We start from the raw sequence: 22,084 nt of genomic DNA, 5'->3' as shown, positions 1-22,084 counted from the left end.
GCTCGATCTCTCTCTTGGTAGTTGGTCCTAGGAAATTGGTGGTTGGGCAAGGGCCACTAGGTGGCCAACAAGTTCACACACGGGTCAAGTTTCAGCGACCGCGGTGAATGCTCAATTGCGCTCGACGGTATGAGGTCGCTCGCTACCCCTAGGCTGGAGCCGCCGCCTCCATACGGTCGGGGTCGTAGGCCAGCACGGGAGCCAGCCAGCGCTCGGTTTCTTCCAGCGGCATGCCCTTGCGGCGCGCGTAGTCGACGACCTGGTCGCGCCCGATCTTGCCCAAGTTGAAGTAGGCCGAATCGGGATGGGAGAAATAGATGCCGCACACCGAGGCCGCCGGCATCATGGCGCAACTCTCGGTCAGCACGATTCCCAATTTGTCCTCAACGTCGAGCAACTGGAAGAGGGTGCGTTTCTCGGTGTGATCGGGTTGGGCCGGATATCCCGGAGCTGGACGGATGCCTTGATACTTTTCGGCGATGAGGGCTTGAATGTCCAGCTCTTCCTGGGCGGCGTATCCCCAGGCCTCGCGCCGCACCTTCTGGTGCAGATACTCGGCGAAAGCTTCGGCCAGACGGTCGGCCAGGGCCTTGAGCAGAATGGCGTTGTAATCGTCGTGCTCTTCCTCGAACCGGCGGGCCAGCTCGGCCACGCCATCTCCTGCAGTGACGGCGAACAGCCCCAGGTGGTCGTGCAGTCCGCTCTCGCGGCTGGCCACATAATCGGCCAGAGCCCGATTGGGATGGCCGCCCGTTTTCTGGGTCTGCTGGCGCAGTGTATGGAGAACGGCCAGCACCTCCTCGCGCTCTTGATCGGCGTAAACCTCGATGTCGTCCTCCACGCGGGCGGCGGGGAAGAGCCGAAAAGCGCCGTGGGCGCGGATCAGTTTCCCTTCTTGCAGCCTGTCCAGCATGGACTGGGCGTCCTCCAGCAGCTTGCGCGCTTCGCCTCCCATCGAGGGGTGATCGAGAATATCGGGGTACTTTCCAGTCAGCTCCCAGGTCAAGAAGAAGGGAGTCCAGTCGATATAGTTACGCAGTTCGCTCAGCGGGAAGTCGCGCAAGACCTGAAGCCCGCTGTCTCGGGGTGCGGGCAGAGCGCGGTCCCAGTCGACTTGATGACGGTTGCCGCGCGCCTCTTCCAGAGTCAGCAGGCGGGTCGAGTGTCCCCGCTGAGCGTAGCGCTCGCGTAGTCGGGCATAGTCTTGCCGCACCTCCTCCCAGAGAGTTCCGCGCAATTGGGGATCGATGAGCCGGCGCACCACGTCGACGCTGCGCGATGCGTCCAGCACATGCACGACGGGAGCCTTGGGATACCGTTGTTCGATCTTGACGGCGGTGTGGACGCGCGATGTGGTGGCGCCTCCGATGAGCAGGGGCAATTCGAAGTCCTGCCGCTCCATCTCTTTGGCCACGTGCACCATCTCGTCCAGCGAGGGCGTAATGAGCCCGCTCAGTCCGATGATGTCGGCACCGATCTCGCGGGCCTTGGCCAGGATCTTCTCGCTGGGGACCATGACCCCCAGGTCGATCACCTCGAAATTGTTGCAGCGCAAGACCACGGCCACGATGTTCTTGCCGATGTCGTGGACGTCTCCCTTCACCGTGGCCACCAACACCTTGCCCTTGCTGTTGCTCCCCCCGGAAGCCTGCCGCTCTTCTTCGATGAAGGGAATCAGGTAGGCAACGGCTTTCTTCATGACGCGGGCGCTCTTGACCACCTGGGGCAGGAACATTTTGCCTTCGCCGAAAAGGTCTCCCACCACGTTCATCCCATCCATCAGCGGACCCTCGATGACGGCCAGGGGAGAAGGGTATCTGCGGCGGGCTTCCTCGACGTCGTCTTCCACGTGGTCGGCGACGCCCTTGACGAGGGCGTGCTTGAGCCGCTCTTCCACCGGCCGGCCCCGCCAGTCCTGCTCGGCCTTTTCTTCAATTTCGCCTTCCTGCACGGTGCCGGCGAATTCGATCAGCCGCTCGGTGGCGTCGGGACGGCGATTGAGCAGCACGTCCTCCACTTTCTCCAGCAGATCGGGATCGATGTCCTGGTAGACGTCCAGATGAGCCGGATTGACGATGGCCATATCGAGGCCCGATTGCACGGCATGGTAGAGGAAAGCCGAATGCATGGCCCTGCGCACGACATTGTTGCCGCGGAATGAGAAAGAGATGTTGCTGACTCCGCCGCTGACCTTGGCCCAGGGCAGGTTCTCCTTGATCCAGCGGGTGGCACGCAAGAAGTCGACGGCATAGTTGTCGTGCTCGGCGATTCCGGTGGCCACGGTCAGGATGTTGGGGTCGAGAATAATGTCCTGAGGCGGGAATCCCACCTCTTCCACCAGGATCTTGTAGGCACGTGCGCAGACTTCGATGCGCCTCTCGAAGTTGTCGGCCTGACCTTTCTCGTCAAAAGCCATGACCACGACGGCGGCTCCATATTCGAGGGCTTTGCTGGCCTGCTTGCGAAAGGAGTCTTCGCCGTCCTTGAGGCTGATGGAATTGACCACGCTCTTGCCTTGCAGGCATTGCAGCCCGGCTTCCAGCACCGTCCAGCGGGAGGAATCGATCATGACCGGCACCCGCGCGATGTCCGGCTCGGCCGAGAGCAGCAGCAAGAACTTGCGCATGGCCTCCTCGGAATCGAGCATCCCCTCGTCCATGTTGACGTCGATGATCTGGGCCCCGCTTTCCACCTGCTCACGCGCCACCGAGAGGGCCTCTTCGAATTCGCCCTCCATGATGAGGCGCTTGAACTTGGGCGATCCCGCCACATTGGTGCGCTCGCCTACGTTGACCAGGTTGGAGTCGGGGCGGACCACCAGCGGTTCCAATCCGCTCAGCCGCAACAATGGCTCCATCTTGGGCACCTGGCGCGGAGGAAGGCCGCGCACGGCCTCGGCGAAGGCCCGGATATGCTCAGGAGTGGTGCCGCAACAGCCTCCCACCATGTTGACGAAGCCGCTCTCAGCATAGTCGCGCAGATGGCGGGCCATGAACTCCGGACTCTCGTCGTACTCGCCGAACTGGTTGGGAAGTCCCGCGTTGGGATAAAGGCTGGTGTAGGTGTCGGCCACCTGGGAGATCTCTTCAATGTAGGGACGCATCTGCTCCGATCCCAGGGCGCAGTTGAGTCCTACCGCCAGCAGCCGGGGGGCGTGGCGCAGCGAAATCCAGAAGGCCTCAGGCGTTTGTCCCGAGAGCGTGCGTCCGCTGTTGTCGACCACGGTGCCTGAAACCATGACGGGCGTCCGGCGGCCGGTCTCCTGGGCCGCTTGAGCGATGGCTGAAAGCACCGCTTTGCAGTTGAGGGCGTCGAAGACGGTCTCGATGAGCAGCACATCGACTCCGCCTTCCAGCAGCCCCAGAACCTGCTGCAAGTAGGAGTCCTGCATCTGGCGGTAGGTCACGGCCCGGTATCCGGGGTCGTTGACGTCAGGCGAGATGGAGAGGGTGCGGTTGGTGGGGCCGATGGCTCCCGCCACCCAGCGCGGACCCGTGCCTTGGCTGCGGCAGAAGTCCTCCACGGCCTGGCGGGCCAGGCGGGCCCCCTGCAGATTGATCTCGTAGGTCAGATCTCCCGTTTGGTAATCGGCCAGAGAGACGGCCGAAGCGCAGAAGGTGTTGGTCTCGATGAAGTCGGCGCCCGCCTCCAAATAGCGCCTGTGGATGGTTTCGATCAGTTGCGGCTGGGTGAGACAGAGCAGATCGTTGTTGCCCTTCAGATCGCAAGGGTGATCCTTGAAGCGGGATCCCCGATAGTCCTCTTCGGCCAGCTTCTGGTCCTGGATGGCGGTGCCCATGGCGCCGTCCAACAGCAGGATGCGCTCGTGCAGCAGGGATTGTATTTCGCGATGAATCATGGGCTTTCGCTTGAGAACCGCTATTCGACGGTTACGGACTTGGCCAAGTTGCGGGGCTGATCAATCTCGCAGCCGTTTTCGCGGGCGATATAGTAGGCCAGCAATTGGAGCGGAATGGTGGTCATAAAAGGCGTGAAGAGATCGTCGATCTGGGGCACCTCGATGACATCGTCACAGAGTTCGCGCATCTGCCTGTCGCCTTCGGTGACGATTCCCAGAATCGGCCCGCCGCGGGCCTTGATCTCCTGCATGTTGGAGATCATCTTCTCGTAGGAACTGTCTCGCGGGGCGATGCAGATGGTGGGGAAGTCCTGGTCGATCAGGGCGATGGGGCCATGCTTCATTTCGCCGGCGGCATAGCCTTCAGCGTGGCGGTAGGAAATCTCCTTCAGCTTGAGGGCGCCTTCCAGTGCCACCGGGTAGTTGAGTTGCCGGCCCAGGAAAAGGTAATTGGAATAACGACTGTACTTCTGGGCTAATGATTCGATGCGGTCGGCCTGATGGAGGATGCGGTCCATCTTCTCGGGGACGGTGCGGAAGGTCTCGATGAACTGCTTGCCTTCGGTCAGCGACATGCGGTGTCGCCGGCCCAGCATCAGGCAGAGCAGATAAAGCACGGCCACCTGCGAGGTGAAAGCCTTGGTGGAGGCCACCCCGATTTCGGGGCCGGCGTGATTGTAGACGCCGGCCGCCGTTTCACGCGCGATGTTGCTTCCCACGACGTTGACCAGTCCCAACACCAGCACGCCTTTGCGCTTGGCCTCCCGCACGGCGGCCAGGGTGTCGGCCGTCTCGCCCGACTGGCTGATGGCCAGCACGACTGTTCCCGGCTTCAGGTTGAGCCGCCGGTAGCGGAACTCCGAGGCCAGGTCGACGTCGACTCCGATCTCAGTCATGTGCTCGACGATGTAGCGCCCGATCAGCCCGGCATAGAAGGACGTGCCGCAGGAAACGATGATCAGCCGGTCCATGTTGAGGAATCGCTTCAGTACCGGTTCCAGGCCGCCCAGCTTGACCGTTCCCTCGTCTTCGATCAGCCGTCCGCGCATGGCGTTCTGTACCGCCTGAGGCTGCTCGAAGATCTCCTTCAGCATGAAGTGAGGGAAGCCCTGTTTTTCGGCGGCATCGACATCCCAATCGACGGTTTCAGGCATGCGCCTGATGTCGGCGTCGTCGAGGTTGAAGATGTCGTGCTGATCGGGAGTGAGGACAGCGATGTCGTTGTCTTCCAGGTAGACGACTTTCTTGGTGTGGTTGACCAGTGCGGCCACGTCGGAGGCGGCGAAGATCTCCCCCTCGCGCAGACCGATGATGAGGGGACTGCCGCGGCGGGCGACCACCATCTTGCCCGGCTCTTGGCGCGAGATGACGGCTATGCCGAAGGCGCCTCTCACCTGGCGCAAGGCTTGGGTGACGGCTTCGCCCAGGTCGCCCTTGTAGCAGTCGGCGATCAGTTGAGTGAGGACCTCGGTGTCGGTTTCCGATTCGAAATGATAGCCCTTGTCGAGGAGGCGTTCCTTGATCTGCTGATAGTTCTCGATGATCCCGTTGTGGATCAAGAAAATGCGGCCGGAATTGTCGCAGTGAGGATGGGCGTTGATTTCCGAAGGCGCGCCGTGAGTGGCCCAGCGGGTATGGGCGATGCCGCCCCAACTCTTGCAGCGGTGATCGTCGAGTTTGTCTTCCAGCTCGCGGATTTTGCCCAGGGCCCGCACGCGGTCGATAGAGCCGTTGTTGAAGACGGCGATTCCGGCCGAGTCGTAGCCCCGATACTCAAGCCGCCTCAGTCCGTCCAGCAGTATGGGCACTGCCGGACGCTTGCCCATGTAGCAAATGATTCCACACATTGAGAGGTCAGTTTATCAGAAGGGCGGGACGGCTCGGCCCTGAATCGAGGCGTTCCGCCGGTTCCTCAGATCAGTCCCAGTTGCAGTTTGGCGGCCTCGTTCATCTTTTCCATGGTCCAGGGCGGATCCCATATCACTTCGACTTTCGACTCTTCGACGCCCTCCACTTCGGCCACGCGGTTTTCCACCTCGGGAGGGAGGCTGTCGGCCACCGGACACATGGGCGACGTCAGGGTCATCTTGATGTCGACCTTGGCGTCTTTGCTGATGTCGATGTTGTAAATGAGTCCGATGTCGTAGATGTTGACCGGAATCTCGGGATCGTAGATCTCCCGCAAGGCCTCGACCACCTTCTTGTCGAGGTCGCCGGGATGCTCGCTGCGGATCTCCGCTATCGCTTCTTCTTGAGTGGTTTCTTCTTCAGACATCTCGCCCATCCTCTGAGTTTTGGATCGGTACACTATTGGACGGCTCAGGATTCAGTAGTGACCGGTTGGCTTTTCTCCTGCAAGGCGGCCTGCAACGTGTGCCAGGCCAAGCTGGCGCACTTGACGCGCACGGGATACTTCTGCACCCCTTGGAAGACCGCCAGTTTGCCGATGGTGTCGGGATCGGCTTCCCTCTTGCCCGTAACGACCTCGTGGAAGCGGCCGAATAGCTGTCGGGCGTCCTCGACCGTCTTGCCCTTGAGGGCCTCGGTCATCAGAGAAGCCGAGGCGGTGGAAATGGCGCAGCCCGCTCCCTGAAAGCGAATGTCGGCGATGACGCCGTCTTCGATCTCCAGGTAGACCTTGACCTTGTCGCCGCAAAGCGGATTGTGGCCCTCAGCCCGATGGCTGGCGCCTTCCAGCTCTCCGAAGTTGCGGGGGCTCTTGTTGTGGTCGAGGATGACCTCTTGGTAAAGCTCGTCCAGCATCAATTGAAAATCTCCTGCACTCTTCTCACCGCCTGCAAGGCTTTGTCGATCTCTTCGCGGGTATTGTACATCCCCAGCGAGATACGGGCGGTGGCGGGGATGCCGAAACGCTCCATGACAGGCTGGGCGCAATGATGTCCGGTGCGGATGGCGATCCCGTTCTGGTCGAGAATCGTGCCGATGTCGTGGGGGTGGGCGTTATCGAGCAGGAATGAGAACACGCTCGACTTGCTGGAGGCCGTGCCGACCGCCTTCAAGCCCGGAATCTGCCGGGCCTGCCGGGTGGTGTAAGCGAGCAGTTCGGCCTCATAGGCGGCGATGCGTCCGACACCCGCCTCGTTCAGATAGCGCAGAGCCGCGCCCAGCCCGATGGCCCCGGCGATGTTGGGCGTGCCGGCTTCGAACTTGTGAGGAATCTCGTTGTAGGTGGTGCCCTCGAAACTGACCGAGAGAATCATGTCGCCGCCGCCCTGGTAAGGCGGCAGGTCTTCCAGCAGTTCGGCCTTGCCGTAGAGAGCGCCGATACCGGTGGGCGCATAGATCTTGTGCCCTGAAAAGACGTAGAAGTCGGCGTCCAGATCGCCCACGTCGACTTCCAGGTGCTGGACGGCCTGAGCGCCGTCGATCAGCGCCAGGGCACCCTGCTCGTGAGCCATGCGGATCATCTGCTTGACCGGCGAAATGGTCCCCAGCGCGTTGGAGACGTGGGAAAGCGCCACCAGGCGCGTCCGCTCGTTGAGCAACTCGGCATAGGCCTCGACCTCGACCTCCCCGGCGTCGTTGATGGGTATCACCCGCAGGCTGGCTCCGCTGCGCTGGGCCAGCATCTGCCAGGGCACGATGTTGGAATGGTGTTCCAGGTGCGAGATGATGATCTCGTCGCCCTCGCCCAGAGAGCGGCCCAAGCAATGCGCCACCAGGTTGATGCCCTCGGTCGCACCCCTCACGAAAATGATCTCGCGGCTTTCGGCCGCATTCAGATATCGTTGGACCGTGCTCCGCGCTTTTTCGTAAGCATCGGTGGCGCGCTGGCTCAGCTCATGCACCCCTCGGTGAATATTGGCGTTATCGCGCCGATAGTATTCCTCCACCGCCTCGATGACGGCCCGCGGCTTTTGTGTCGAGGCTGCGTTGTCGAGATAGACCAAGGGATGGCCGTTCACCTCCTGATGAAGGATGGGGAAGTCGCGCCGGATGTTCTCGACATCGTAGGCCTGAGGAAATGATTGGGGCTGGGCAGCGGAAGTACCGATGGCGCTCATTGTCTTACTCGGCCTCCCTCACCAGATCGCCGTTGGGCAGCCAGTCGGCCATGTAATCATGCAGACGCTCACGCAAGGGCTTGTAGGTGACGCGGCTGATCACCTCGCTGGCAAAGGCGTAGATCATCAAACCGCGGGCCGCTTCTTCGGGAATCCCGCGGGAACGCAGGTAGAAGAGCCCCTCGTCGTCCAATTGCCCGATGGTGGCCCCATGGGTGCACTTCACGTCGTCGGCGTAAATCTCCAACTGCGGCTTGGTGTTGACCAAGGCGTTGTCGGAGATGAGCAGATTGTCGCTGCTCTGTTTGGAGTCGGTTTTCTGCGCTTTCTGACGAACGATGATGCGTCCGTGAAAGACCCCTCGCGAACTGTCGTCAAGAATGCCTTTGTAAACCTCGCGGCTGTCGCAATTGGGCTGAGCATGCTCCATCACCGTGAAACTGTCCACCAATTGCCTCTCGCGAGTCACGAAAAGCCCGTCCAAGCCGCAATGCGAACCTTCTCCGTCGAGCACGGTGTTGATGTCGTTGCGGACGATGGCCCCGCCGAAGGCCACGAAAAAGTTGCGGTAGTTGCTGCTGCGTCCCTGGTAGACCGCGGTGCGGTTGACGTGAAAGGCCTGCAGGCTCTCAAGATCGATCTTGAAATGGTCGACTACCGAATTGTCGCCCACCACCACTTCGCTGACCACGTTGTTGAAATAGCGGACCTGGCCCAGGGCGCTGTAGTTCTCCACCAGCTTGAACTGACTGTTCTCGCCCACCAGGACCAGGTTATGGGGATGGCAGGCGCCGTCCTGGGCCTTCCCGGTGGTGACGTATAGCACCTGCACCGGCTTTTCCACCACCGTGTTGGGCGCTACTTTGATGAAGGCGCCCTGGCGCAAGAAAGCCAGGTTGAGTGCCGTAAACGGCTTGTCCTGGTATTGGGCGTGACGCCCAAGGTGCTCTTCCAGCCAGTCGGCGTCCTCTTCAAGGGCCCGCGACAGCGTCTTGACGGTCACGCCCTGGGGCATTTGATCCAGGGTCGACAAGTCCTGGCTGAAATGCCCGTTGACAAAGGTCAGCCGGGGGCATTGCAGGTCTCCAAAGGGGATGCGGCTGAGCTCCGAGGCCTGCAGCGGATCGGCCTGCTGGAGGCCGAATTCCGTCCGGGTGAGCGGATTCAGGTTGGTGTACTTCCAGTCCTCGTCGCGCGTGGTCGGGAAACCTTTGTCGCAAAAGTAATTGAAGGCTTCTTTGCGCAACGAGCGCAACTGGATGGGGCCGGCATCGCCCGACTCCCTCTCTAAGGCCGCGAACTGCTCGCGGTAACTGTCGATCTCTCTTTTTACTGCTTCCAACATCGTCAGTCCTCTCTCGTGAAGTGTCCGGTTAGTCCCTTCAGGCCGAAACCGCTGCGGTTTTCTCTTCCAGCCAGGAGTAACCCTTCTCCTCCAGCTCGATGGCCAGTTGCTTGTCTCCGGACTTGGCGATGCGGCCGTCCACGAGGACGTGCACGTAGTCGGGGACGATGTAGTTGAGCAGTCGCTGGTAGTGGGTCACCACCAGAAAAGACCGCTTGGGATCGCGCAACGAATTGACTCCTTCGGCCACCACCTTGAGGGCGTCGATATCAAGGCCCGAGTCGGTTTCGTCGAGAATGGCCAGCTTGGGTTCCAGGACCGACATCTGAAAGATCTCGTTGCGCTTCTTTTCGCCTCCCGAGAAACCGTCGTTGACAGGACGGTTCATAAGAGTGTCGTCCATCTTGAGCAGCTTCATCTTGCTGCGCACCAGTTTGAGGAACTCCATGGCGTCGATTTCATCTTGGCCGTGGTACTTCAGCTTGGCGTTGAGGGCGGCGCGCAAAAAATAGGTATTGCTGATGCCGGGCAGGGCGACGGGGTACTGGAAGGCCAGAAAGATGCCTTCGCAAGCCCGTTCCTCAGGGTCCATCTCCAACAGGTCCTGACCGAAGTAAAAGACCTGCCCATCGGTGACCTCGTACTCTTCGCGGCCGGCCAGGACGTTGGCCAGGGTGCTTTTGCCCGAGCCGTTGGGACCCATGATGGAGTGGATCTCGCCCTCATTCATCTTCAGGTTGACGCCTTTGAGGATCTCTTTGCCCTCGACCGACACTCTCAAGTTCTTGATTTCCAGCATTTTCTCTATTTCTCCAGATTCCTGATCTATGGACATCGATGCATTGTCAATTCGAAGGGAGGCCTTAGCCGACGCTGCCTTCAAGACTCACATTGAGCAGTTTTTGGGCCTCCACGGCGAATTCCATGGGCAGCTCGCGGAAGACCTCCTTGCAGAAGCCATTGACGATCAAATAGACGGCTTCCTCCTCGGACAGTCCGCGCTGCTGACAGTAGAAGATCTGATCTTCTCCGATCTTCGACGTGGTGGCCTCGTGCTCCATGTGAGCGGTTGAATTCTTGATCTCGATATAGGGAAAGGTATGGGCGCCGCACTGGTCTCCGAGCAGCATGGAGTCGCACTGCGTATAGTTGCGCGCATGCGAGGAACCCTTGTTGATCTTGACCAGACCCCGATAGGTGTTCTGACCGAACCCGGCCGAGATTCCCTTCGACACGACGGTGCTCTTGGTGTTCTTGCCGATGTGGATCATCTTGGTGCCGGTGTCGGCCTGCTGATAACCCTTGGTCAGGGCCACCGAGTAGAACTCGCCGATGGAGTTGTCTCCTTGCAGGATGCAGCTGGGGTACTTCCAGGTTATGGCTGAGCCGGTTTCCACCTGCGTCCAGGAGATTTTGGAGTTCCGTCCGGCGCACTTTCCGCGCTTGGTGACGAAGTTGTAGATGCCGCCCCTGCCGTTCTCGTCTCCGGGATACCAGTTCTGAATGGTGGAGTACTTGATCTCGGCATCGTCCAGCGCCACCAGCTCGACCACCGCGGCGTGAAGCTGATTCTCGTCCCGCATGGGCGCCGTGCAGCCTTCAAGGTAGCTGACGTAGGCCCCCTCGTCGGCCACGATCAGAGTGCGCTCGAACTGGCCCGTGTTCATGGCGTTGATGCGGAAGTAGGTCGACAATTCCATGGGGCAGCGAACACCCTTGGGGACGTAGACGAAGGACCCGTCGGAGAATACGGCCGAATTCAGGGTGGCGAAGAAGTTGTCCGTGATGGGCACCACCGAACCCAGATATTTCTTGACCAGGTCGGGATGCTCTCGAACCGCCTCGCTGAAAGAGCAGAAGATGATGCCCATGTCCTTGAGCTTCTCTTTGAAGGTAGTGGCCACGGAGACGCTGTCGAATACCGCATCCACGGCCACTCCGGCCAACTGCTCTTGCTCCTGCAGAGGAATCCCCAGCTTGTTGTAGGTTTCCAGCAGTTTGGGATCGACCTCGTCCAGGCTCTTGGGCGCATCATCCTTGCCCTTGGGAGCCGAATAGTAAGAGATGGCCTGATAGTCGATGGGAGGGAACTTCAAATTGGCCCAGCGGGGCTCCTTGAATTCGCTCTTTTCAAAGTGCTTGAGAGCTTTGAGGCGCCACTTCAGCATCCATTCCGGCTCCTTCTTCTTGGCTGAAATGAGCCGAACCACGTCTTCGTTCAACCCGGGCTCTACCTGATCGGCTTCGATGTCGGTGTAGAACCCGTACTTGTACTCTCTATCCGCTAGTCTTTGAAGTTCTTCCGTTTCTGTAGACATCGTGTCTCCTTATCTCTACTCTTTTCGTTTCTGCAAAATCTATGACGAGAGCTGGACCGGTCGGTCCGCTATCTGGTGCAATTGCTGCGGACGGGTCATGTCCAGCAAGGTAATGCCCTTCAAGGCTTGGCGAATAAGCCTGTTGATATTCAGCCAATTGACTTGAACCGGGCAATTGTTCTCGTGACGGCACTCCCCGGGGGTTTCGATGCATTCGGTGATGGCCACAGGTCCTTCAATGGCCCGCACCAAGTCGATGAGGGTGATCTCGTCAGCCGGCCGCGCCAGGCTGTAGCCCCCCTTGGCTCCCCGTTGGGAAACCAGCACCTCCTCGCGCGTCAGGACTTTGAGGATCTTGCCCACCATCGGCAAAGGAAGATGGGTCATCTCCGACAATTCCCTCGCGCTCAAGGTCCCCTCGTCATCGGCGTTGACAATGGCCGTCAAAAGGAGAATGCCGTAATCGGTCTGCTTGCTTACCTTCAACATCGATTCTTCTGCTCCGGAATGCGGACGCGAAATCGTACTGTTCCGGTCCTATTAGAGCGCCTAAAAAATAGGACCCAATTGGTCCTAGTTGCCTAATGTAACAATGGAACGGAGTGCTGTCAACCTCAAAATCGAGGCTTGTCCGGGGACGCCCGCGTGTCTCGACGAAAGCGCCGCAAGGCGCGTTCTCAGCGGCTCCCGGTGGTTACTTCCGGCGGATCCGCATAATACCCCGGGCGGGTGCGCAGAGTCACTCCAGGTTTGGTCGGAGACTCGATTTCAATGCGCCGCCAGGTCCCGTCTTTGGCGCTGTTGCTGGGGATGTAGGAAATGAAGTAGAGGTTCTTGATCTCCTCCGCCACCTCTTCGTAGATTTCGCTCAGGTAGGTGGCGGCGGCCGCGCTGAACATGCGGGCGCCGGTGTCATGGGCCAGCTTGCGCAGGAAGGCTTCTGACTTTCGGATGTAGGCATCGGTAAATTCGAGCGGCACCGTGCGATGCTGGGCCAGCGCCTGCGCCCGGGCCCCGATGGCCTGTTGCCGGTATTCATCCAGGAGCGAAACGACGTAAACAGAGGCCTCCGAAGACTGGGCCAGTCGCAGCACCTCTTCCTGACGGTAGTAGCTGTTGCTGTCGACTCCATCGGTCAGGAGGATGATGGCCTTCTTGCCCTCCACGTCTTTAAAGAGGTCATCGAAAGTCAGATAGATGGCGTCGTGAAGCAAGGTCAGCCCTTTGGGCCAAATCGATTTCAGGCTATAGTCCAACTCCTCGAGATCATTCGTCCAGTTTTGGATCAGCTTGACCTGAGAGCTGAAAGTGATGATCGCCACACGGTCCTCTTCGCCCAGCTTGGAAGCGAAATTGTAGGCCGCGCGCTGGATGGAACTCTGGCTGAAGCGGGTTGAGCCGCTGGCATCGATCAGCAACGCCACGTGGGCCGGCGCGAGTTCTTGGGCGAAGTTGCGGATCTCCTGCTCGACCCCGTCTTCGTAAATCCTCACATCCTCAGCCGTCAGGTCGTCGACGAAGCCTCCTCCGTGGGCACGGGCGCTGACGGCCAGAAAGACTTGGTCCACCCGTACGTCGATGCGGAATCCCTGGTCCGCGGGAATCGGCTCCTGGGTCTGCTGCTCGGGTTCATCCTGGGCCAGCGGAAAAGAACCCATCCAGAGGACCGCGGCCAAAAAGAAATGTAGGCGTTTCACGCTTTCCAGTATAGCAAGGGCCCGCCCTCATCGGGGAGAAGCGGAGGGTGTGCCCGCCATGGTCCAGACGGCAAATGGCGGGTGGCTTACAATCAAGGCGATGCTTGGGGTGGTGTTGACGCTGGCGCTGATGGCGCTGCAGGCGGGACTGATGACGCTGTGGCCCTTCCGGCCGCAGCTTCCCTGGTTCCTGGGCGGCCTGGCAGTCTTTTACCTGCTGGCCGCGGCAGCCTGGCTGCTGTTGCGCCGCGGACGGCTGACTCTGCCTTGGCTGCTGGTCACGGCGCTGCTGCTGCGCGCGCTCTGGATCCCCGCCTCTCCCGGCCTCTCAGAGGACGTCTACCGCTACCTGTGGGACGGAGCCTTGACCGCTCACGGCGAGAATCCCTATCTGCGGGCGCCTCAAGAGCGCCTCGATTTCCAATCCCGCTATCCCGATCTCTACCAGCGCATGGCCCATACCGACCGCACCTCCATCTACCCCCCGGTGGCCCAGTTCCTCTTTCTCCTCAACCACCTCTTGTGGGGACCCTCTGTGATCGGATGGAAGTGTCTCCTCTTGCTCTTCGAGGCAATGATGGCGGCACTGTGGTGGAAAGCCGGTTTCAGGCGGGCCCAGGACTGGGCGCTTTGGCTGCTCAATCCGCTGGTGCTGCTGGAATTCTATTCCTCGGGCCACCTCGATCTGGTGACGGCCGCGATGTGGGTAGGCGCAATCCTGTGGCTGCCGGCTGCGGCCCCCGACCGAGGGGGATGGCGGGCCGCCCTTTCCCCCTTGCTCTTGGGGATGGCTTCGCTGACCAAGCTGATGCCGCTGATGACGGCGCCCTTCTTCTGGCTGAGAATGAAGGGCTGGAGAGCCTCCATCCGTTCTTTGCTTTGGCTGGCCGGCGGTTTCGCGCTTCCGGCGGGTCTCTACTTCGCCTGGCAGGGAGATCTGGCCGAGTCGTGGGGCGCTTTTCTGGAAGTGTCCCGCACCTATCACCAGAAGTGGCGCTTCAACTCCCCCTTCTTCTTGATTTACGAAGCGCGCCGGCCGGAGGTCCTGGCTATGGCCGGGAGGATCTTCGCTCTCGCCTGGGCGGTCCTGCTGGCCTATGCCTTCTTCCTTGCCAGGCGAGGGGACGGCAGCCGAGCCGGAACAGTGCAAACGGCTTCCGCCCTCTACTTCCTGCTCATGTTCTTCTACGCCTGCTCCTACACCGTTCACCCCTGGTATACCACCTGGGCCATCGCGCTTTATCCGCTGATCGGTCTGCGCTACTGGGCTGGGCTGTGGCTCGGGGCGGCGTCCTTCTTGAGCTACAGCGGATACTGGTTTGCCTATCCTCAGGTGGAAGAGCGGGCTTGGGTTCTGTGGCTGGAGTACTTCCCCTTTTACACGTTGCTGGTTTTTGATCTGTGGAAGTGGGTCAAGAGCCGGCCTCGTCCTTCAACGGTTCCTTCCGCTTCTCGATGAGGCGTATCTCCCCGATGCGCATATCCTTGTCCACGGCTTTGCACATGTCGTAGAGGGTCAGCGCTGCCACGGTCACGGCGGTCAAGGCCTCCATTTCCACGCCAGTCCCACGTCGGCAGGAAACGGTGGAGCGGATCTTCCAGGACCGTTCCAGCAACTCGATCTCGACGTCGGCAAAATCGAGATGGAGGTCATGGCAGAGCGGTATCAGGCTGCTGGTCCTCTTGGCGGCCTGGATGCCGGCGATGCGGGCCACTTCGAAGGGATCGCCCTTGGGCAGCCGGCGGCTACGAATCTGCTCTGCGGTTTCCGGCTGGATATGCAGGAACCCCTCGGCTACCGCCGTCCGAGCCATGCGTGGCTTGCGGCTGATGTCGACCATGCGGGCCCGGCCTTCCTCATCGATGTGGCTGAACGAACTCATGCGATCACCTCAATTCCCCGCGTGGTCGGGAAGCAGCCAAACTTCAGCCTGCCCGTGTTCGGGGATGTGCTCGGTGGCGGGCGGAATCAAGAGCAGCGAGTCGGCGCAGGAAAAGGCGGTGATGTCAGCCGAACCGCGCGTCTCGATGGGCTCGATCATCCATTTTCCGTCCTGCCGGCGGGTTCGGGCGGGCTTGAAGAAGAGACGACCGGGAGCTTGGGCAACCTCCTCGGTCAACCTGCCCCGGATTGCCGGCAGTTGGGCTGACGCCAGCCCCATCCACCTGGCCAGGGCCGGGCGGACTAAGACCTCGAAGGTGACGAAGGCCGACACCGGATTGCCGGGCAGACCGAAAATCATATTGCCGCGGGGATGGCGAGCTGCCAGGAAGGGTTTGCCGGGCTTGATGGCGACCTTGTGAAAGAGCACTTCCATGCCCGTTTGGCCCAACACCTGGTGGACAAAGTCGAATTCCCCGGCGGAGACCCCTCCCGAGAAGATGGCGACGTCAAAGTCGAGGGCCCGATGGAAGGCCGCCTCCACTTCTGCTGGAGTATCCCCGACCACCTCTTGCAAGGAAGGCTGCAATCCCATGCGGGCGCACTGCGCCGCCAGCATCCAGAGGTTGGAGTTGCGGATCTGTCCCGGCTCAAGCCGCGACTCGACTGGCACCAGCTCGTCTCCGGTGGTGAAGATGGCGACTTCCGGCGGACGGTAAACGCTGGGCCGGCTGACCCCGAAGGTCGCCAAGACGGCGATTTCGGCTGGCCCCAGGCGCCTCCCGGCTTTGAGGACCACTTGGCCCCGGCGCACTTCGCTTCCCTGCGGTCCTACGTTGAGCCCTGCCGCTACCGCTTCTTCGATCTCCACCTCTGAAGACGAGATGCGGCGCGTCTTTTCGACCATTTGGACGGCGTCGGCTCCTTTCACCAAAGGGGCGCCGGTCATGATCTGGACGGCTTGCCCCGATTCGATTTCGAGTTCTTTCTCCACCTTGCCGGCTGCCCTGGTTCCGATCACCTGCAAACGGCGCGGCAGCGAGTCGAGATCGGCGCTGCGCAGGGCATAGCCGTCCATGAACGATTTGTCGAAGGGAGGCACGTCGTGGTCGGCGCGGATGTCCTCAGCCAAGGCTCTTCCGCAGACATCCGTCAGGTCCATCCGGGCCGCCTTCGGTGACGGTACGGCTGCCAGCAGTCGGTCGAGCGCTTCTGGGAAGGACAACAGCATGAGGCAAGCATAGCAACTCTTGCAAACGGGAAGCGAATGGAAGGCGCGTCCGGTACGTAGGGATGTGATTAGAGTTAAGGTATTTTGAATCGAGTGGTTGCCGCGGGGCCTGGCTGGCGTCACAATGACTGGGACTATCAGGCCGGGAGGAGGACCGGGACCGCGGCCATGAAAATAGGACAGGGAAGTTAGATGAAGAAACTGATCTTCTTGTTGGTGGCCGTCGTGGCCCTGGTTTGGGCTGCGGGCATCATCTATTACCTCACGGCGGACCGCGGAGAAGGCGTTCGGGTCGAGAGCGAAGTTGTGGAGCGGAGCGAAGAGCTGGTCGCCAAGGTAACGGCCACCGGAGAGATTCGCCCTAAAGAGTACGTCGAACTGCAATCCGAGATCACCGGCATTATCACGGCGCTCTACGTCAGAGAAGGAGACCGGGTGGCCAAGGGCGACCTGCTGCTCAAAATCAATCCCAAGCAGTTGGAACTGGCTACCGTGGCCGAGCAGGCCAGCTATGAGATAGCCGAGGCCGACTCCGAGAATCAGCAGGCTCAGGTGCGCGTCCAGGAAAGCATGGTGGAACGCGACGAAGCCGGCGTCCGCAAGGCCGAAGCTGAGGCGGAGAGGGCTCGTCAGGCCTACGATATCGCTCAGAGGGCTTTTCAGCGCAAGCAGCAGATGCACGAGGACAGGCTGATTTCGCGCGAGATCTACGACCAGGCCAAGAACGAGCTGGTCAACGCCGAGACGGCCCTTACTTCGGCTGAACTCTCGCTGGGTCAGGCAAAGGCCCAGCTCAATGTCAGCAAGCTGGCACTGGAACAAGAGAGAGTCCGCTACCAGAATGCCCTCAAACGGGTCCGCCAGAGCAAGGCCAATTTGGAACGTCAGCAGGACGAATTCTCCAAGACCACCATCCGCTCTCCGCTGAGCGGTGTCATCACCCAAATGAACGTCGAGATCGGCGAGCGGGCTGTTCCCGGCACGCTCAACAATCCCGCCGCTACACTGATGGTGATCGCTGACCTGTCGGTGATCGAGGCCGAGGTGGAGGTGGACGAAACCGACATCGTCAACGTCGAGCTGGGCCAAACCGCCGAGGTCCTGGTCGACGCGCTCCCTGACGCGCCTCTCGAGGGGCGCGTCACGGAAGTCGGGAGTTCGGCTATCCAGAGCGGCGGTCAAGAGGCCAAGGACTTTCGAGTCATCGTGCAGTTGACCGACCCTCCGGCCAGCCTGCGGCCGGGGCTCAGTTGCACAGCCGAGATCACGACGGCGGTGCGCCGCGACGTCCTTACCATTCCCATTCAAGCCCTGACGCTGCGGGAAATCGAGAATAAGGACGAGGCATCCGGAAGCGACGGCGATGCAGACATTTCGCTTGCCGGGAGTACTTCGGCGTCTAAGAGCAACAAGTCCGAAAAGAAAAAGATCGACCGCGAAGGCGTCTTCCGCATCGAAGAGAACAAAGCCGTGTTCGTTCCCGTCGCCACCGGCATCACGGGAGAGATCAGAATCGAGGTTCTTTCCGGATTGCAGGAGGGTGATAGGATCGTGACCGGCAGCTATCGCGCCCTTCGCAACCTGGAGAGCGGCGACCCAGTACGGATCGAAGATGATGATGAAAGCGAGGAGTAGCTCGTGCCCCTGATCAGCACTAAGAATCTCTGGAAGACCTACGTGATGGGTTCAGAGCAGATTCACGCCCTCCACGACGTAACCTTCGACATCGAAAAGAACGAATACGTCGGCATCATGGGTCCCTCGGGATCGGGCAAGTCGACCTTGATGAACCTGATCGGCTGCCTCGATACGCCCAGCCAGGGCGAGTACTATCTCAATGGCAAGCTGGTCAGCGAGATGCACGACGATGAGCTGGCGCGCATCCGCAACAAGGAGATTGGTTTCGTCTTTCAAACCTTCAATCTTCTGGCCCGGGCTACGGCGCTTCACAACGTCGAACTGCCGCTGATCTATTCGGGTATTCCTTCCAGCAAACGCCGCCAACAAGCCCTGGAAGCCCTGACGCAGGTGGAACTGGCTGACCGGGTCGATCACAAACCCAACGAGCTCTCGGGGGGCCAGCGCCAGCGCGTGGCCGTCGCCCGCGCCCTCGTCAACAATCCTTCCATCATCCTGGCCGACGAGCCCACGGGTAATCTCGATTCCCGCACCGGACTCGAGATCATGGGTCTTTTCGACCGCCTTCACCGGGCCGGCCACACCATCGTGCTCGTCACCCACGAGCAGGACATCGCCCATTTCGCCAGGCGCATCATCTACCTTCGCGATGGACAGATCGAGAGAGATGAGAAGGTGCCGGAGAACAAGCGCGCTGAAGCGGCGGCGGCCCTGACTGGATAGCCTTTCTGCCTCACCCCGCCTCTACTTTTCCAATACCAGTCGGGCCAGACGCCGCGTGTACGGGTGCTGGGGCGCACCAAACAAGTCCTGGGACGGCAGCGTCTCGACCAGGCGGCCCTGATAGAGAACGGCGATGCGGTCGCAATAGCGGGCCGCCGCCGCCAAATCATGAGTGACCATCAGCATGGCCAAGTCCCGGCTGCGCTGAGCCGAGCGCAGCAATTCCAGGATCTGCACTCTGAGAGAAGCATCCAACGCCGAGGTGGGCTCGTCGGCGATCAGGATCTCCGGATCGGTTGCCAGGGCTCGGGCAATGGCTACCCTCTGCCGCTGTCCAGCCGAGAGCTGGGAAGGCTTGCGGTCAAGGACACCGGGAGGCAGGGACACCGCTGGCAAGAGATCTCGGACCCTTTTCATCGATTCCTCGGCTGCCAGATGGCGGCTTGCGACCCGAAGCGGTTCCAGAATGAGGCTGGTCACCGTCATTAGAGGATTGAGCGAAGCCAGGGGGTCCTGAAAGATGGCCTGCACTTTTCCCGGGCCGCCCCGAGAGAAAACGATCTCTCCGGAGTCGGGCTCGTTTATTCCCAGCAGACAGCGGGCCAGCGATGTTTTGCCTGATCCTGATTCGCCCACCAATCCCAGCGACTCGCCTTTGTGAAGCTGGAAGGAGACGCCGCGTAGCACCTGTTTGTCCTCATCCCGCCCCGGCGAAAGGGCGGCTTTATGGCGGTAGGAAAGGCAGACGTCGCGGACGGTCAGGACGGCGCTCAAGTTGTTTCCTCGCGGGTTGACGGTGATCGGTGGAAGCAGCGCACAGAATGATCGCTTGCAATCACTTCCACGCCCGGGCTGCCTTGGCTGCACTCCTCGCCGGCCTCGGGGCAACGGGGATGAAAGACGCATCCCTGGGGACGGGCGCCGGGTTCCGGCGGCTCTCCGCTTATGGCCAGCGGCGTTTCGCCTGGAAGAAGGCGGGCCGCCAACAGGGCTTGCGTATAGGGATGGCTGGGATTGCTCTTGATCTCCTCAAGGCTTCCCTGCTCCATGATCTCGCCGCCATAGAGTACGGTGATCCGGTGAGCGACCCGGAAGAGCATCTCCAGATCGTGAGTGATGAAGAGGATGGTGAGTCCGCTGCGCTCGTTCAGATCAGCCAAAAGGCGGGCCACCCGCACCGAGGCAACCACATCCAGCGAGGAGGTGGGTTCATCGGCCAGCAAAAGGCGCGGACGCAAGGCCAGAGCCATGGCGATGAGAACGCGTTGGGCCATGCCGACCGACAACTCATGAGCATAGGAACGCAGGATCTCGTTTCCCTCCTCCAGCCCCACCTGAGCCAGGGACTGAATCGCTTGCTCCCTGGCCTGAGAGGCGGTGACGGACTGGTGGGCCCGCAAGGTCTCGACAAACTGAGACCCGACCTTTTGGTGAGGATTGAGGGCGGAGGCCGCGTCCTGGGGGACATAGGCGATGGTAGCGCCCCGCAGGTGGCGCATCTCCTTCTCGGGCAGGAGGCATAGGTCGAGGCCCCCGAACAAGATCTCGCCGCGGGCTCGGCGGCAAGGTGGAGACAGCAAGCGCATAAGCGCCCGGGCCAGGGTGGTCTTGCCGCTGCCGGACTCCCCCACCAAACCGTGAATTTCGCCTTCCAGAATGGACAGGTCGATGGCGCGCAGGATTTCGGCCTGATGCGGCCTGGCGCGGATAACGATATCCAGACCGCGAACGGCGAGCAGAGGCGAGGTCATGGTTAAAAGACCACGGTTTCTTGGTACTCGCCGAAAACATCGCGCATGGCGTCGGCAATTTCGCCTACGCTGGCCAAGGCTTTGACAGCCTCGAGGATCGGCGGCATCAAATTGGAATCTTCCCGGGCGGCCTTGCGGACGGCCTCCAGGGCTTTTTGAGTGCGGTCGTTGTCGCGCTTGTCCTTGAGCGACTGCAGGCGGGCGCGCTGGCGGAGTTCCACCTCGGGGTCAATCTTCAGCGCCTCGATGGCCGTCTCCGCCCCTTCCTTGAAGTCATTGACTCCGACAACGATGCGCGATTTCTCTTCCAGGCCGCGCTGATAGTCGTAAGCGGCCTTCTGAATCTCCCGCTGCACATAGCCGCTCTCGATGGCCCGCAACATCCCGCCCATTTCGCGGATGCGCTGCATGTAGGCCTGCGCCTCGTCTTCGAGCCGGCTGGTGAGAGATTCGACCAGCCAGCTTCCTCCAAGCGGGTCGGCCGTCTCGGCCACTCCGCTTTCGTGGGCGATGACCTGCTGCGTTCTCAGGGCCAGGCGCGCCGCCGAATCGGTGGGGAGGCCGAGCGCCTCGTCCTTGGAGTTGGTATGCAGCGACTGAGTCCCTCCCAGCACCGCCGAAAGCGCTTGCAGGGCCACGCGGACGACATTGGTGTCGGGCTGCTGGGCCGTCAGCGTGCTGCCGGCGGTCTGGGTATGGAAGCGCAGCATCCAGGACTTGGGATTCTCGGCCTTGAAACGCTCCTTCATCAGCGTGGCCCACATGCGTCGGGCGGCACGATACTTGGCCACTTCCTCGAAGAAGTCATTGTGGGCGTTGAAGAAAAAGGAAATGCGGGGCGCGAAGTCGTCCACCGAGAGGCCTTCGGCGATAGCCGCTTCCACGTAAGTTTCACCGTCGGCCAAGGTGAATGCCAACTCCTGGGCCGCCGTGGAGCCGGCCTCGCGAATATGGTATCCGCTAATGGAGATGGTGTTCCAGCGCGGCACCTGCTGATGACAAAAGGCGAAGATATCGGTGATGATTCTCAGCGAGGGCTGAGGAGGATAGATATAGGTTCCGCGGGCAATGTATTCCTTGAGGATGTCGTTCTGAATGGTGCCCCGCAGTTGCTCCCAAGGCACACCTTGTTCGTCGGCTACGGCCAGGTAGAGAGCCAGCAGGATGGAGGCCGTAGCATTGATTGTCATGGAGGTGGAGACGCGCTCCAGCGGGATGCCGTCGAAGAGTCTCCGCATGTCCTCCAGGCTGTCGATGGCCACCCCCACCTTTCCCACCTCGCCTTCGGCCAGCTCGTGGGTGGAGTCAATTCCGATTTGAGTCGGAAGGTCGAAGGCTACGGACAGACCTGTCGTTCCCTGAGAGAGCAGGTAGCGGTAGCGGCGGTTGGACTCCTCGGCGCTGGCATAGCCGGCGTACTGCCGCATGGTCCAGAGACGGCCGCGATACATGGTGGGATAGATTCCGCGCGTGAATGGGTACTTGCCGGGATCATTGAGCCGCTGGGCATAGTCGTCCGCAGCCGTGTCATCCGGCTTGTAAACGGCTTTCTTGGAAGATTCGGAAGGAATTTTTGCGGAGTCTTTTGGAGGTGCCGGAACCATTGTTTTTCCTC

Annotated in this window: 18 protein-coding genes; 3 read left to right on the top strand and 15 right to left on the bottom strand. The window is 60.8% G+C overall.

Annotated elements, in window-relative coordinates; translation table 11 throughout:
* Positions 1-148 precede the first annotated feature (148 nt).
* From metH to VLU25_14260, 10 genes are all read right to left on the bottom strand, one after another.
* The gene (metH, locus tag VLU25_14305) at positions 149-3,859 is read right to left on the bottom strand and encodes a methionine synthase (protein ID HSR69104.1); all 3,711 of its coding nucleotides are present in this window, start codon (positions 3,857-3,859) and stop codon (positions 149-151) included.
* Positions 3,860-3,879: 20 nt separating this feature from the next.
* The gene (glmS, locus tag VLU25_14300) at positions 3,880-5,706 is read right to left on the bottom strand and encodes a glutamine--fructose-6-phosphate transaminase (isomerizing) (protein HSR69103.1); all 1,827 of its coding nucleotides are present in this window, start codon (positions 5,704-5,706) and stop codon (positions 3,880-3,882) included.
* A 65-nt stretch (positions 5,707-5,771) separates the two neighbouring features.
* Positions 5,772-6,134 (bottom strand): SUF system Fe-S cluster assembly protein, encoded by a 363-nt coding sequence (locus tag VLU25_14295; GenBank protein HSR69102.1) that lies wholly within the window; start codon positions 6,132-6,134, stop codon positions 5,772-5,774.
* 44 nt (positions 6,135-6,178) lie between these two features.
* Entirely contained in the window at positions 6,179-6,622 is a 444-nt protein-coding gene (locus VLU25_14290) for an SUF system NifU family Fe-S cluster assembly protein (protein HSR69101.1), read from the bottom strand.
* Positions 6,622-7,884 carry a cysteine desulfurase gene (locus tag VLU25_14285; GenBank protein ID HSR69100.1) on the bottom strand — a complete coding sequence of 421 codons (1,263 nt, stop codon included), beginning with the start codon at positions 7,882-7,884 and terminating at the stop codon, positions 6,622-6,624. Before VLU25_14285 ends, VLU25_14290 begins: the two co-directional genes overlap by 1 nt.
* Before the next feature lie 4 nt (positions 7,885-7,888).
* Positions 7,889-9,229, bottom strand: coding sequence for a Fe-S cluster assembly protein SufD (sufD, locus tag VLU25_14280; protein HSR69099.1), 1,341 nt, complete (start codon positions 9,227-9,229; stop codon positions 7,889-7,891).
* Positions 9,230-9,266: 37 nt separating this feature from the next.
* Positions 9,267-10,028, bottom strand: a complete 762-nt coding sequence (gene sufC / locus VLU25_14275; GenBank protein ID HSR69098.1) for a Fe-S cluster assembly ATPase SufC — start codon at positions 10,026-10,028, stop codon at positions 9,267-9,269.
* Between the two features lie 64 nt (positions 10,029-10,092).
* Complete coding sequence (gene sufB / locus VLU25_14270; GenBank protein ID HSR69097.1) at positions 10,093-11,547, bottom strand: Fe-S cluster assembly protein SufB; 1,455 nt, start codon at positions 11,545-11,547, stop codon at positions 10,093-10,095.
* A 39-nt stretch (positions 11,548-11,586) separates the two neighbouring features.
* Positions 11,587-12,036 (bottom strand): SUF system Fe-S cluster assembly regulator, encoded by a 450-nt coding sequence (locus VLU25_14265; protein HSR69096.1) that lies wholly within the window; start codon positions 12,034-12,036, stop codon positions 11,587-11,589.
* Positions 12,037-12,224: 188 nt separating this feature from the next.
* Positions 12,225-13,244 carry a VWA domain-containing protein gene (locus VLU25_14260; GenBank protein HSR69095.1) on the bottom strand — a complete coding sequence of 340 codons (1,020 nt, stop codon included), beginning with the start codon at positions 13,242-13,244 and terminating at the stop codon, positions 12,225-12,227.
* Between the two features lie 100 nt (positions 13,245-13,344).
* Here VLU25_14260 and VLU25_14255 point away from each other — a divergent pair, with 100 nt between their 5' ends.
* On the top strand, positions 13,345-14,703 hold the full coding sequence (locus VLU25_14255; protein ID HSR69094.1) for a glycosyltransferase 87 family protein: 1,359 nt from the start codon (positions 13,345-13,347) through the stop codon (positions 14,701-14,703).
* On the opposite strand, the gene moaC is transcribed toward VLU25_14255, so the two are convergent.
* Together moaC and glp are read right to left on the bottom strand one after the other, a co-directional pair.
* A complete protein-coding gene (gene moaC / locus VLU25_14250; GenBank protein ID HSR69093.1) occupies positions 14,657-15,127 on the bottom strand; it encodes a cyclic pyranopterin monophosphate synthase MoaC in 471 nt (156 codons plus the stop codon). The two genes, VLU25_14255 and moaC, sit on opposite strands and share 47 nt — an antisense overlap.
* A 9-nt stretch (positions 15,128-15,136) precedes the next feature.
* Positions 15,137-16,357: a gephyrin-like molybdotransferase Glp gene (glp, locus tag VLU25_14245; GenBank protein ID HSR69092.1), complete on the bottom strand. Its 1,221-nt coding sequence runs from the start codon at positions 16,355-16,357 to the stop codon at positions 15,137-15,139.
* Positions 16,358-16,549: 192 nt separating this feature from the next.
* Here glp and VLU25_14240 point away from each other — a divergent pair, with 192 nt between their 5' ends.
* Both VLU25_14240 and VLU25_14235 read left to right on the top strand, forming a co-directional pair.
* Positions 16,550-17,992, top strand: a complete 1,443-nt coding sequence (locus VLU25_14240) for an efflux RND transporter periplasmic adaptor subunit (protein HSR69091.1) — start codon at positions 16,550-16,552, stop codon at positions 17,990-17,992.
* 45 nt (positions 17,993-18,037) lie between these two features.
* Entirely contained in the window at positions 18,038-18,718 is a 681-nt protein-coding gene (locus VLU25_14235) for an ABC transporter ATP-binding protein (protein ID HSR69090.1), read from the top strand.
* Positions 18,719-18,739: 21 nt separating this feature from the next.
* Here the strand turns inward: VLU25_14235 and VLU25_14230 are convergent, their stop codons facing one another.
* From VLU25_14230 to VLU25_14220, 3 genes are read right to left on the bottom strand one after another with little or no spacing between them, the layout of a single operon-like run.
* Positions 18,740-19,492, bottom strand: coding sequence for an ABC transporter ATP-binding protein (locus VLU25_14230; GenBank protein HSR69089.1), 753 nt, complete (start codon positions 19,490-19,492; stop codon positions 18,740-18,742).
* Positions 19,489-20,469: an ABC transporter ATP-binding protein gene (locus tag VLU25_14225; GenBank protein HSR69088.1), complete on the bottom strand. Its 981-nt coding sequence runs from the start codon at positions 20,467-20,469 to the stop codon at positions 19,489-19,491. The genes VLU25_14230 and VLU25_14225 overlap by 4 nt, the downstream gene beginning before the upstream one ends.
* A 2-nt stretch (positions 20,470-20,471) precedes the next feature.
* Positions 20,472-22,073: a methylmalonyl-CoA mutase family protein gene (locus VLU25_14220; GenBank protein ID HSR69087.1), complete on the bottom strand. Its 1,602-nt coding sequence runs from the start codon at positions 22,071-22,073 to the stop codon at positions 20,472-20,474.
* Between the last annotated feature and the right edge of the window lie 11 nt (positions 22,074-22,084).

The organism is Acidobacteriota bacterium, from assembly GCA_035471785.1.
Lineage (GTDB): Bacteria > Acidobacteriota > UBA6911 > RPQK01 > DATIPO01 > JANQFM01.
This window is presented reverse-complemented; position numbering and strand designations above follow the sequence as displayed.